General features: G+C 71.9%; 11 protein-coding genes and 1 other RNA gene. 7 read left to right on the plus strand and 5 right to left on the minus strand.

Going from position 1 to position 11,845, the window contains the following annotated elements:
* Nucleotides 1-49: 49 nt before the first annotated feature.
* The 7 genes from AB0N84_RS08170 (at nt 50) to AB0N84_RS08200 (ending at nt 6,236) form a co-directional block, all read left to right on the plus strand.
* Nucleotides 50-1,213 carry a cysteine desulfurase family protein gene (locus AB0N84_RS08170; protein WP_182047804.1) on the plus strand — a complete coding sequence of 388 codons (1,164 nt, stop codon included), beginning with the start codon at nt 50-52 and terminating at the stop codon, nt 1,211-1,213.
* 96 nt (nt 1,214-1,309) lie between these two features.
* A complete protein-coding gene (prfB, locus tag AB0N84_RS08175) occupies nt 1,310-2,419 on the plus strand; it encodes a peptide chain release factor 2 (protein WP_182047802.1) in 1,110 nt (369 codons plus the stop codon).
* Between the two features lie 72 nt (nt 2,420-2,491).
* Nucleotides 2,492-3,250, plus strand: a complete 759-nt coding sequence (gene ftsE / locus AB0N84_RS08180) for a cell division ATP-binding protein FtsE (protein ID WP_083263579.1) — start codon at nt 2,492-2,494, stop codon at nt 3,248-3,250.
* Nucleotides 3,247-4,161, plus strand: a complete 915-nt coding sequence (ftsX, locus tag AB0N84_RS08185) for a permease-like cell division protein FtsX (RefSeq protein WP_182047800.1) — start codon at nt 3,247-3,249, stop codon at nt 4,159-4,161. Before ftsE ends, ftsX begins: the two co-directional genes overlap by 4 nt.
* Before the next feature lie 116 nt (nt 4,162-4,277).
* Nucleotides 4,278-4,754, plus strand: a complete 477-nt coding sequence (gene smpB / locus AB0N84_RS08190) for an SsrA-binding protein SmpB (RefSeq protein WP_069710696.1) — start codon at nt 4,278-4,280, stop codon at nt 4,752-4,754.
* A gap of 131 nt (nt 4,755-4,885) precedes the next feature.
* Nucleotides 4,886-5,263: a transfer-messenger RNA gene (gene ssrA, locus AB0N84_RS08195) on the plus strand.
* 175 nt (nt 5,264-5,438) lie between these two features.
* A complete protein-coding gene (locus tag AB0N84_RS08200) occupies nt 5,439-6,236 on the plus strand; it encodes a hypothetical protein (protein ID WP_363545107.1) in 798 nt (265 codons plus the stop codon).
* A 33-nt stretch (nt 6,237-6,269) separates the two neighbouring features.
* Here the strand turns inward: AB0N84_RS08200 and AB0N84_RS08205 are convergent, their stop codons facing one another.
* The 5 genes from AB0N84_RS08205 to glmS all read right to left on the minus strand — a co-directional run bounded on the left by AB0N84_RS08205 (nt 6,270) and on the right by glmS (nt 11,816).
* Entirely contained in the window at nt 6,270-7,574 is a 1,305-nt protein-coding gene (locus AB0N84_RS08205) for an LLM class flavin-dependent oxidoreductase (protein WP_363545110.1), read from the minus strand.
* A 2-nt stretch (nt 7,575-7,576) separates the two neighbouring features.
* The gene (locus AB0N84_RS08210) at nt 7,577-8,965 is read right to left on the minus strand and encodes a PLP-dependent transferase (protein WP_363545113.1); all 1,389 of its coding nucleotides are present in this window, start codon (nt 8,963-8,965) and stop codon (nt 7,577-7,579) included.
* A 127-nt stretch (nt 8,966-9,092) separates the two neighbouring features.
* A complete protein-coding gene (locus AB0N84_RS08215; protein WP_363545116.1) occupies nt 9,093-9,806 on the minus strand; it encodes a M50 family metallopeptidase in 714 nt (237 codons plus the stop codon).
* A 64-nt stretch (nt 9,807-9,870) separates the two neighbouring features.
* Nucleotides 9,871-10,002, minus strand: coding sequence for a hypothetical protein (locus tag AB0N84_RS08220; RefSeq protein ID WP_262982029.1), 132 nt, complete (start codon nt 10,000-10,002; stop codon nt 9,871-9,873).
* Nucleotides 9,984-11,816, minus strand: coding sequence for a glutamine--fructose-6-phosphate transaminase (isomerizing) (gene glmS / locus AB0N84_RS08225; protein ID WP_363545119.1), 1,833 nt, complete (start codon nt 11,814-11,816; stop codon nt 9,984-9,986). The genes AB0N84_RS08220 and glmS overlap by 19 nt, the downstream gene beginning before the upstream one ends.
* Nucleotides 11,817-11,845: the final 29 nt, after the last annotated feature.

Raw genomic sequence — 11,845 nt, forward strand, 5'->3', positions numbered from 1 at the left:
ACGAGGAGCCGCGGCTATCCTGGGAACGCACGACCACGGAGGTGCAGTCATGTCGGTCTACCTCGACCACGCCGCGACGACGCCGATCCGACCCGAGGCGCTCGCCGCCTTCACGGAGGCGCTCGCGACCGTGGGCAACCCGTCGTCGATCCACAGCGCCGGTCAGCGCGCGAAGATGCTCCTCGAGGACGGTCGCGCCGCGGTCGCACACTCGCTCGACGCCGAACCGGTGGAGGTCGTGTTCACCTCGGGCGGCACCGAGAGCATCAACCTCGCCGTCAAGGGCCTGTTCTGGGCGCGACAGCAGGACCGGCCCCGCCCGCGCATCGTCGTCCCCGCGGGGGAGCACCACGCGACGGTCGACACGGTGGAGTGGCTCGCGCGCCACGAGGGCGCGGTCGTCGACGTGGTCCCGCTGGACGCGCAGGGTCGCGTGGACCTCGCCGGTCTGGAGGCACGGCTCGCCGACGCCTCGGACGTCGCCCTGGTCACGTTCCTCTGGGCCAACAACGAGGTCGGCACCCTCCAGCCGGTCACCCGGATCGTCGAGCTCGCGCACGCCGCCGGCGTGCCCGTGCACAGCGATGCCGTCGCCGCCTACGGCCAGGTGCCGGTGTCCTTCGCCGGGTCCGGTCTCGACGCCCTGAGCGTGTCCGCGCACAAGATCGGCGGGCCGGTCGGCATCGGCGCGCTCGTGCTCGGTCGACGGGCGACGGTGGAACCGCTCATCCACGGCGGCGGACAGCAGCGCCAGGTCCGCAGCGGCACGCAGGACGCGCCGGCCGCCGCGGCCTTCGGGGTCGCGGCGGCCGCCGGGCTCCACGACGGCTCGGCGCTGCGCGACCGCCTGGTCGCGGGCGTCGCCCGGGCCGTGCCGTCCGCGGTGCTCATGGGGGACCCGGTCGACCGGCTGCCCGGCAACGCGCACTTCACGTTCCCCGGGTGCGAGGGCGACTCGCTGCTCTTCCTGCTCGACGCGGCGGGGGTCGCCGTGTCGACGGGGTCGGCGTGCCAGGCCGGCGTCCCCGAGGCGTCCCACGTCCTCCTCGCGATGGGGCTGTCCGAGGACGACGCCCGCGGGGCGCTCCGCATCACGCTCGGCCACACGACGACCGAGGGCGACGTCGACGCGTTCCTCGCGGCGCTGCCGGACGCGGTCGCCCGCGCGGGCCGCGCCGGGATGGCGTCCAGGGCCCCGCTGCTCGGACGGTGACCGACGGGGCGGGCGCGCACCGTGCCTCCCGTCCGTCGAGCCGGCCGTCGAGCCACGGTCGGCCGCCGCACGGCCACGCCGGTAGGATCGGGGACCATGGTCGAACTTGACTTCACCGAGCAGCTGTCCGCCCTCCGCGAGACCTTCGGCAACATCCGCTCGGTCGTCGACGTCGAGCGGCTGCAGCGCGAGATCGCCGAACTCAGCGAGCAGGCGGGTGCCCAGGACCTCTGGGACGACGTCGAGCACGCGCAGGAGGTCACGAGCGCGCTCTCCCACAAGCAGGCCGAGCTCCGCCGCATCACGGACACCGAGCAGCGCATCGACGACCTCGAGGTCCTGGTCGAGATGGCCAACGAGGGCGACGACCAGGAGTCGGCAGACGAGGCCGCGGTCGAGCTCAAGGCCATCCAGAAGACGATGGGCGACCTCGAGGTGCAGACGCTCCTCGACGGCGAGTACGACGACCGTCCGGCGGTCATCACCATCCGCGCGGGCGCCGGTGGCGTCGACGCGGCCGACTTCGCCGAGATGCTGCTGCGCATGTACCTCCGGTACGCCGAGCAGCACGGCTACAAGACGACCGTCATGGACACCTCCTACGCGGAGGAGGCCGGCATCAAGTCCGCGACCTTCGAGGTGGACGCGCCGCACGCCTTCGGCACGCTCTCGGTCGAGGCCGGCACGCACCGCCTCGTCCGCATGTCGCCGTTCGGCGCGGCCGGCAAGCGCCAGACGTCGTTCGCCGCGGTCGAGGTGATCCCGCTCATGCCGGAGACCGCCGTGATCGACATCCCCGAGAACGACATCCGCGTCGACGTCTTCCGGTCGTCCGGCCCGGGCGGCCAGTCGGTCAACACGACCGACTCCGCCGTCCGCCTGACGCACATCCCGACCGGCACCGTCGTCTCGATGCAGAACGAGAAGTCGCAGATCCAGAACCGCGCCGCGGCCATGCGCGTCCTGCAGTCCCGCCTGCTGCTCCTGAAGAAGGAGGAGGAGAACGCGAAGAAGAAGGAGCTCGCCGGCAACATCACGGCGAGCTGGGGCGACCAGATCCGCTCGTACGTCCTCGCGCCGTACCAGATGGTCAAGGACCTGCGCAGCGAGCACGAGGTCAACAACCCGTCGGCCGTGTTCGACGGCGACCTCGACGGCTTCATCAACGCGGGCATCCGCTGGCGCAAGCAGGGCGACGATTCCTGAGCACCCTCGCGGGGCAGGTGAGCCGCGCGCCTCGGTTGACTTCCGACCGACCCGACCTACCCTGATCCGGTCATGATCAAATTCGACCAGGTCACCAAGGTCTACTCGGGCAACCCGAGTCCTGCGCTCGACGACCTCTCCCTCGAGATCCTCAAGGGTGAGTTCGTCTTCCTCGTCGGCGCATCCGGCTCCGGGAAGTCGAGCTTCCTGCGCCTCGTGCTCAAGGAGGAGAAGCCCTCCCGCGGCCAGATCCACGTGCTGGGGCAGCGGCTGGGCGCGCTGTCGTCCCGCAAGGTCCCGTACTTCCGCCGCAACCTCGGCGTGGTCTTCCAGGACTTCCGTCTCCTGCCGAACAAGAACGTCTTCGACAACGTCGCGTTCTCGCTCCAGGTGATCGGCAAGAGCAAGGGCTTCATCAGCGAGGCCGTGACGGACGTGCTCAAGCTCGTCGGTCTGGCCGGCAAGGCCACGCGCATGCCGCACGAGCTGTCCGGCGGCGAGCAGCAGCGCGTCGCGATCGCCCGCGCCGTCGTCAACAAGCCGGCGATCCTGCTGGCCGACGAGCCCACGGGCAACCTCGACCCGACGACCTCGGCGGGCATCATGGCGCTCCTCGAACGCATCAACCAGGGAGGCACCACCGTGCTCATGGCGACGCACGACGCCAGCATCGTCAACCAGATGCAGCGTCGGGTCATCGAGCTCTCGAACGGCACCGTCCTGCGCGACGAGCAGTCCGGCGGGTACCAGACGCAGGCGCTCCCCATCCAGCGCGGCTCCGGCGTCTCGAACACCACGGGCATCCAGACCATCCCGGGGCTCATCCGATGAGGCTCGGACTCGTCATGGCCGAGGTCGGCTCGGGCCTGCGGCGCAACGCGTCGATGGTCGTGTCGGTCGTCCTCGTCACCTTCATCTCGCTGACGTTCGTCGGCACGGCGATCCTGCTGCAGATGCAGATCAACCAGATGAAGGGCTACTGGTACGACCGGGCGCAGGTCGCCGTCTACCTGTGCACCGACACGGACACCACGGGCAACTGCACCGGCGCGAAGGCCACCGAGGACCAGCGCGACCAGGTCCAGGCACAGCTCGCGTCCTCGACCCTCAAGCCGTACATCGAGAAGACGTACTACGAGGACCAGGACCAGGCGTACGACCGGTTCAAGCAGCAGTTCAAGGACTCGCCGGCGACCGAGTTCGTCAAGCCCGAGTACCTCAACGAGACCTTCTGGGTGAACCTGAAGGACCCGTCGCAGGCCGACGTGCTCGTGGAGAGCCTGTCGAAGGTCGCCGGCGTGCAGAGCGTGGTCGACCAGCGCGGGTACCTGCAGCCGATCTTCAACCTGCTCAACGCGTCGTCGTACACGGCGATCGGCATCGCGTCGCTCATGCTCGTCGCCGCGGTCCTGCTCATCGCCACGACCATCCGCTTGTCGGCGTTCAGTCGACGGCGGGAGCTCGGCATCATGCGCCTGGTCGGCGCGTCGAACCGGTTCATCCAGACACCGTTCGTCCTCGAGGGCGTCATCGCCGCGGCGATCGGTGCCGTCCTGGCCGGCGGGGCGATCGTCGCCGTGGTCTGGTTCTTCGTCCGGAACTACCTGGCACAGCGCTTCTCCGGCACGGCGTTCATCGGCATGGGGGACGCGGCCGTCGTCGTGCCCGCGGTGATCGTCATCGGCGTGCTCCTGGCCGGGGTGTCGGCCTTCATCGCCATCCGCCGGTACCTGCGCGTCTGATCGGACACCTCGACCGCGGCGCGCCGGGAAGGTGCGCCGCGGTCGTCGTGTTCACTAGGCTGTAGGGCTGCGCACAGCAGCACCGGGGTCGGCCCCGGACACCGAAGGGAGCCACCATGGCGAAGGAACGCGGCGAGAAGATCGTGGCGACCAACCGTCGAGCGCGCCACGACTACCTCATCGAGGACACGTACGAGGCGGGCATGGTGCTCTCCGGCACCGAGGTGAAGTCCTTGCGCGAGGGGCGTGCGTCGCTGGTCGACGGCTACGCGTTCATCGACGCCGGTGAGGCGTGGCTCGATTCCGTGCACATCCCCGAGTACACCGAGGGGACGTGGAACAACCACGCTCCGCGACGGAAGCGCAAGCTGCTCCTGCACAAGCAGCAGATCGTCAAGATCTCGCACAAGACGGCGCAGGGCGGCTACACGCTCGTGCCGCTGCAGATCTACTTCCACGACGGGCGCGCCAAGGTCGAGATCGCGGTCGCGAAGGGCAAGCGCGAGTTCGACAAGCGGCAGGCGCTGCGCGAGAAGACCGACAAGCGCGAGGCCGAGCGCGCCATGCGGTCCCGGAACCGCCTCGGCGAGTGAGCGCGGCGGGGTGAGCCCTCGGCGAACGCCGGTGGCATCGTCCAGCACACCCCGCTAGGCTGGGGTCCGCTCCTCACGGGGAGCGTTGGCAACTCAACAGCGTGACAGCGGCTCGCACGTCCGGCCCGTACGGGGATGATCGGTTTCGACATTGCCTGTGTGCCGACGGGAAGCGGGCCGAGGACCCACGGTCATCTCGTGAACGATCCGTGGAAAACAACAAGTGCCAATTCCAAGCGCACTGACTTCGCTCTCGCTGCGTAAGCAGCCCAGCACATGAAGTCCGTCGGCCAGGTGATCGTCTTCTAACCTGAGTTCCGGCGTCATCCAGAGGACTTGCTGCACGGTTGCGCCTCAGGGCCGTGCGGGACTTGCACTGGGACTGGGCCCGTCGTCCTAGAAGCCGGTAGCAAAGGACGGGGCCGAGCAGAACGCCTCATCCGGATACGCCCGTAGAAGACGTCGAACCGCAGCGATGGACGGGGGTTCGATTCCCCCCATCTCCACCATCGCCGGTCGTCGGACCGCTGTCACGCTGATCCTCGCGGGAGGTCCCCGCCTGAGCGCCCCGTCGTCGTCCCCTGGACGGCGACGGGGCGTTCGCTGTTCCTGCGGGTGTCGAGGACTACCGTTCGGTGCAGACGCGGGGCGAGCCTGCGTCGTTCCCGAACGAGAGGCCCACGCGTGGTGCAGGAGATCGCGATCCGAGTCCGTCTGCGGGAGCAGGACCGTCTGGGGCTGGCGGAGTACGAGCGGCTGGTCGGCTCCGTCGCGACCGTCGCCGCCGTGGTCGCGTGGCTGCCCACGCCCGACGAGCGGCTGGTGCTGCGTGGCCGGACCGCCGAGCCGGTGCGACTCGAGACGGTGTCGTACGGCGACGTCTTCGAGATGCTCGTCGTGCTCGACCAGGACTCCGCCGCGGTGGAGCGGGCGGCTGCGGCCGTCGCGGCACTCGTGGCCTCGGTGCGCGACGAGGCGGTCGCCGACGACGTCGCCGGCATCGCGGGAGAGCTCGACCGCCTCGACCGGTCCGCTCCGCGGGGGCGCTCCACGGTCGAGCGCTCGCTCCGCGCGTTCCTCGAGGGAGCGCGCGCGGACGTCCTGGCGCGCAGGACCACCACGAAGGTCCGCGCGGCGCAGGCGCTGCTGCGGCTCGCCGAGGACGGCGCCGAGCTGGTGGTCGAGCGGGTCGAGGACGCGCTGGCGCCCGTCGTCGAGGAGCAGCCCGTCGAGGTGCTCGCGGACTCCGGGAGCGCCGTGGTGGTCGAGCCCGTCGGCGGTCTCGCACCCTCCGACGTGCGCGCTTCCCGTGCGGAGGAGCAGTCGGACGAGGAGCAGGCCGCTGAGGAGCAGCTCGACGAGGAGCAGCCCGACGAGGAGCAGTCGGACAAGAAGAAGGACAAGAAGAAGTCGGACAAGAAGAAGGACAAGAAGAAGTCCGACAAGAAGAAGTCGGACAAGAAGAAGGACAAGAAGCACTGAGCCCGGGCGCGGAGAAGCGGGTCCGGGTGCGGGTCAGAACTCGAACAGGTTCGCCCGCATGCCCCCGTCGCCGTACTCGCGGCGGAGGAGCCCGCGACGCCGGAGCGCCGGCACCAGGTCGCCCGTCATCCGGTACACCTGCGCCGGGTGCAGGTCACCGGACAGGATGAAGCCGTCGTTGTCGGCGTCCGCGCCGAGCTCCTCCGCGAAGTCCGCGAACTCCTCGGCCGTCCCGACGAAGCCCTCGTGCGCGCTGATCCGACCGAGCCGGGCCTTCCGCGTGAGGAGCTCGCGGAGCGGCGCGTCCGGGGTGTCCCCGACCAGCCCGCGGATCGTCCCGGCCGACACGTGGTCGCCGAAGGTACCGGCCGGGATCGGCGCGTCGAGGTCGAGGGCGAGCAGGTCGGTCTCCGAATCGCTCGACCACGCGACGGCCGCGGCGCGCAGGTCGTCGTCGGACGGGTGTCGTGACGCCTCGACGATCCGGTCGGCCTCCTCGACGGAGGGCACCAGCACGGGCTTCAGCACGAACAGCACGCGCAGGTCGCCGGCGCTCCGCCCCGCGTCCGCCGCGGCCGTCAGGACCTTCTCACGGTAGGAGCGGACCGCGGCGGCCGTCAGCGGTGCCAGCGCGAGCTGGACGTCCGAGTGCGTGCCGGCGAAGCCCAGGCCGCGGCCCGAGCCACCGGGGGAGACGACGACCGGGTCAGCGTCGAGCGGCAGCGCGTTGAGCGGGCCGTCCGCGGTGAAGTACGCGCCCTCGTGGTGGAACGCGTCGAGGGCGTCGCCGTCGGCGAAGTGCCAGTCGGCGGGGTCGCCGACGTACCCGTCGCCCCACGAGCGCCAGAGCCGACGGAGCAGGGTGATCCACTCCTCGGCGCGGTCGTACGCGGCGTCGTGGGGGAGCGGGGCCGCACCGACGTGCCGAGCGCTCCCCGTGTCCGTGACGACGTTGAGCCCGAACCGGTCCGAGGACAGGTGCGCGAGCGTCGCCGCCTGCCGGGCCGCGAGGTACGGGGGCGTGATGCCCGCGTTCACGGTCGGCGCGATGCCGATGTGCTGCGTCGCCGCGAAGAGGTACGGCGCGAGGAGCAGCGGGTCGTGCTTCGGGCCGCCGTACGCCTGCCGGATGCGCAGGTCGAGGGTCGCCGGGCTGCCGAGCGAGATCGCGTCCTCGGCGATGACGAGGTCCATGCCGGCGTCCTCGAGCGCACGCACGGACTGCTGGTACAGGGCCGGCTTCGTCCAGTCGTGGCCCCAGTCCCAGTCGGCCCGACCCCACGCCTGCGGGCCGAAGCCCCGCGAGAAGAAGTACCCGAAGTGCTGCAGGTCGCCCATGCTCAGACCTCCTCGACCACGACGTGGCCCTGCGGGACCGTGTGCGCGAGGGAGGCGACCTCCGAGGCGGGGGCGGGGCGTGCCTCCCGGCCGGTGACGGCGCGCGCTGCGGCGAGGCCGCGCTCCAGGTCGCGGAGCAGGTCGGCGACGTCCTCGATGCCGATCGACAGGCGGACCAGCCCGTCGCCGATCCCGAGGTCCGCCCGCTCGGCCGCGGTGCGCCCGGCGTGCGTCGTGGTCGCCGGGTGGAGCACGAGCGAGCGGACGTCGCCGAGGTGGGTCATCCGGCTGAACAGCTCGACCGCGTCGATGAACGCGCGAGCCGCGGGCTCGCCGCCGGCGAGCGTGAACGCGAAGACGGAGCCGGCCCCGCGGGGCAGGTAGCGCTGGGCGAGGTCGTGGTACGGACTGGAGGCGAGACCCGCGTGGTCGACGCTCGTCACCTCCGGCTGCTGCTCCAGGAAGGACGCGACGGCCAGCGCGTTCGCGCTGTGGCGTTCGACGCGCAGCGACAGGGTCTCGATGCCCTGGCGGAGCAGGAACGCGTTGAACGGCGACGGCGACGGGCCGATCCGGGACGCGACGACGTCGCGGGCGTAGACCACGAAGGCCCGGCTGCCGTACCGCTCGACGTAGCTCTGGCCGCCGAGGGCCCGGTCCGGCGTCGTGAGGTGCGCGAAGCGCTCCGGGTGGCGGGACCAGTCGAACCGGCCGCCGTCGACGACGAGCCCGCCGAGGCCGGCACCGTGCCCGGAGAGGAACTTCGAGGCGGAGTGCACGACGACGTCGGCGCCGTGCTCGACCGGCCGGACGAGGTACGGCGTCGCCAGGGTGTTGTCGACGACGAGCGGCACCCCGGCCCGGTGCGCGGTGTCGGCGACCCCGGTGATGTCGAGGACGTCGTTCTTCGGGTTCGGGATCGTCTCGGCGAAGAAGAGCTTCGTGTTCGGTCGGACCGCGCGCGCCCACGCGTCGAGGTCGCGCTGGTCGGCGACGAAGTCGACCTCGATGCCGAGGCGTGCGAGGTTCTGCAGGAGCAGCCCCTTGGTGCCCTCGTAGATGCTCCGGGCGCTCACCACGTGGTCGCCGGCCTCGAGCAGCCCGAGCAGCGCGACCGTCACCGCGGCCTGGCCGCTGCCGACGAGGATCGCCTCGGGGCTCCGCTCCAGCAGGGCGACGCGGCGCTCGACGTCGGCGTTCGTCGGGTTGCCGAGCCGGGTGTACGTGTACCCGTCGTCGGTGCCGGCGAAGCGGTCGCGGGCCTGCTCGAAGTCCTCGAAGAGGAACCCGGACGACATGTGGATCGCGGGCACCCGTGCACCGTGCGCGGTGTCCGGCAGGAAGCCGCCGTGCACCTGTTCGGTCGCGAAGCCGTGGCCGTCGTCCGTCATGGTCCCCTCCTGGTGTCCCGGGTCGTGCGGGTACTCTCGCAGCCCGCGCGACGGCGTGCCGTTGTGCGGCGTCCGGTTACGTCCGCGGGTGTCCCCGCTCGCGCAGCGACGGCGCGACGGCGGTGCGTCAGACCAGCGCGCGCACCCCGGCCGCGACGGTGTCCCAGGTCGCCAGCAGCGGCTCGCGAGCTAACCAGACCACGACGCCGTTCACCGCGACGAACAGCACGAACCAGAGCGCGGCCGGCACCCGCATCTCGGCGGCGGCGATGTGGAAGTCCGTCTGCACGCGTGCCCCCGTGGCGAGCCACCGGGCGACGTGCACGAGCGACCGGAGCCCGTCGACCACGAACGCCGCACCGACCGCGGCGACGACGAGCACGGTCGCCTCCGAGGGGCGGAGCGCGACCCACAGCGCGAGCGCGTCGAACCCGACGACCACGAGCAGCCCGAACCAGTTCCGGACGAACGCGAGGGCGACGAGCCCGACGACCGCGAGCACCGCGACCGGCAGCCACCGCGAGCCCTCGAGCACCCCGGTCACGAGCAGGACGCCCGCCCAGAGCGGGGCGCTGTACCCGGCGAACAGGTTCAGGACCCGGACGAGCCAGCGGATGCCGCCGGGCACCCTGCCGAGACGTACCCAGGCCTCGCCGGAGCCGTCGGGGTGCAGGTCGATGCGGTCGATGCGGCCGCCGAACGGCACGACGACGACGCAGTGACCGACCTCGTGCACGATCGTCGCGGCGATCCGCGCGACCCGGCCGAGCAGGGGGACGAACGGCAGGACGGCGCCGACCAGGACGGCGACGAACACGAGGGGCGGGGCTGCTGCGGTCAAGGCCCCAGGATCGCAGGTCCCGACGGGGAGACGTCTGGGCGTGCACCCGCCGGCCGGTGGTCGTCTAGGTGATGGCGTCGACGACCACGAGCACCACGACCACGACGGTCGCGACGATCGCGAGGCCCGCCAGTACGGCGAGGAACACCGTGAGCTTGTTGGTGTGCGTGTGCCTGGCTATTCGACCGTCACCCACTTCGCGAGGTTGCGGGGCTTGTCCACGTCGCAGCCGAGCTGCAGCGCGAGTTCGCGGGCGAGCATCTGGAGCGGCACGACGGCCTCGATCGGACCCCACGGTGCGGTCGAGCGTCCCCACGCCAGGTCGGCGGCGTCGGTGCGTCGGGGGAGCGCCGGCAGGTCGGTGCCCTCGCCGCCGACGGTGACGACGAACCCGCCCCGCGCCCGCACCTCGGCGACGGCCCACTGCAGGCGCGGGTCACCGTGGTCGACGACGACGACCGGGGTGCCCTCGTCGACGAGGGCGAGCGGGCCGTGCTTCAGCTCGCCGGCCGGGTACGCCTCGGCCCAGCGGTAGCTGAGGACCTCGAGCTTCAGCGCTCCCTCCGCCGCGTAGGGGAGTCCGGGTCCGCGGCCGAGGAAGAGGAACCCCGGGGCGTCCCGCACCGTGGTCGCGAGCAGGGGCACCCGGTCGGCGGCGACGGCCGCGGCCGTGGCCATCCGCTCGGGCAGCTCCGCCAGCTCGTCGACGAGGGCGGTCGCACGGCTCGCCTCGAGCCGACCCGAGGCGACGAGGGCGGACACCACGGCGGTGACCCCGACCAGGACCTGGGCCGTGAAGGTCTTCGTCGCGGCGACGCCGACCTCCGGTCCCGCGTGGCAGTCGAGGACGGCGTCGGCCCGCCGGGCCAGGGACGAGTGCACGTTGTTCGTCAGCGCGAGCACCGGGTGCCGCTCGTCGAGCCGGTCGAGCGCGCGGAGGACGTCGGCGGTCTCGCCGGACTGGCTGATGGCGACCACGAGCGTCCCCGGCGCGAGGACCACGTGGTCCACCTCGCTCGCGACGACGATGTCCGTGGGGACGCCGCCGAGCGTGCGGAGCGTGCCCGCGATGACCTGCCCGGCGTGCAGGGACGTCCCGCACGCGACGACCGCCAACCGGTCGAACGGCGGCAGGCCGAGCCCGACCCAGGTGCTGCCGTCCGCGGTCCGCCGTCGGACCCGGTCGAGCAGCGCCGCGACGACCTCCGGCTGCTCGCCGATCTCCTTCGCCATGTGGTCCGGGTGGTCGCCGAGCTCGAGCGCACTCGGCGCGAACGGCGAGGCGGTCGGGAACGGCACCGGTACCGCGACGCCCTCCGACGACCAGCTCCACGCCTCGCCGAGCTCCACGACGTCGCCGTCGCGCAGCGGGACGAAGGTCTCGCACCACTCCGCGATGGCACCGACGTCGCTCGACACGAAGTCACCGCGGTCGGACCGTGCGACGACGAGCGGGGAACGGTCCGCCGCGGCGACCATCCGGCCGTCCCGGGCGTCGAGGACGACGATCGCCCACGACCCCTCGAGCTGCGCGACCGCGATGTGGACGGCCAGGAGGAGGTCGGGGTCGACGCCCAGGGCCCGCTCGACGAGGTGCGCGATCACCTCGGAGTCGACGTCGGACCGGAACACGTGCCCCTGCCGCTCGAGGGTGGCACGGAGCTGGTGGGCGTTGTCGATGGTCCCGTTGTGCACGATGCTGATGCGCCCCGAGCAGTCGGCGTGCGGGTGCGCGTTCTCCTCGCGCACGGCACCGTCCGTGGCCCAGCGCGTGTGCCCGATGCCGACACCGGAACGGGCGTCGGACGCGGGGGCGGCGTCGGCGCGCGCGGCGACCAGCGCACGGAGGTCGCCGACGCGGGACACCGAGCGGACCGTCTCGAGCTTCCCGGACGCCGTCCGCACGGCGATGCCGACCGAGTCGTACCCCCGGTACTCCAGGCGCTCGAGACCGTCGAGCAGGAAGGGGGTCGCGTCGTCACTGACACGGGCCGCGATGATGCCGCACATCTGGTGTCCGTTCGGGTGGGGACCGCGGG

This window comes from Curtobacterium sp. NPDC089185, assembly GCF_040685235.1.
Classification (GTDB): Bacteria; Actinomycetota; Actinomycetes; order Actinomycetales; family Microbacteriaceae; genus Curtobacterium; species Curtobacterium citri.

Excerpts from the sequence above, each read along its gene's own strand:
- glmS (WP_363545119.1), bottom strand. The coding sequence starts at position 11,816 with ATGTGCGGCATCATCGCGGCCCGTGTCAGTGACGACGCGACCCCCTTC.
- prfB (WP_182047802.1), top strand. The coding sequence starts at position 1,310 with ATGGTCGAACTTGACTTCACCGAGCAGCTGTCCGCCCTCCGCGAGACC.
- AB0N84_RS08210 (WP_363545113.1), bottom strand. The coding sequence starts at position 8,965 with ATGACGGACGACGGCCACGGCTTCGCGACCGAACAGGTGCACGGCGGC.
- ftsX (WP_182047800.1), top strand. The coding sequence starts at position 3,247 with ATGAGGCTCGGACTCGTCATGGCCGAGGTCGGCTCGGGCCTGCGGCGC.
- smpB (WP_069710696.1), top strand. The coding sequence starts at position 4,278 with ATGGCGAAGGAACGCGGCGAGAAGATCGTGGCGACCAACCGTCGAGCG.
- AB0N84_RS08205 (WP_363545110.1), bottom strand. The coding sequence starts at position 7,574 with ATGGGCGACCTGCAGCACTTCGGGTACTTCTTCTCGCGGGGCTTCGGC.
- ftsE (WP_083263579.1), top strand. The coding sequence starts at position 2,492 with ATGATCAAATTCGACCAGGTCACCAAGGTCTACTCGGGCAACCCGAGT.
- AB0N84_RS08170 (WP_182047804.1), top strand. The coding sequence starts at position 50 with ATGTCGGTCTACCTCGACCACGCCGCGACGACGCCGATCCGACCCGAG.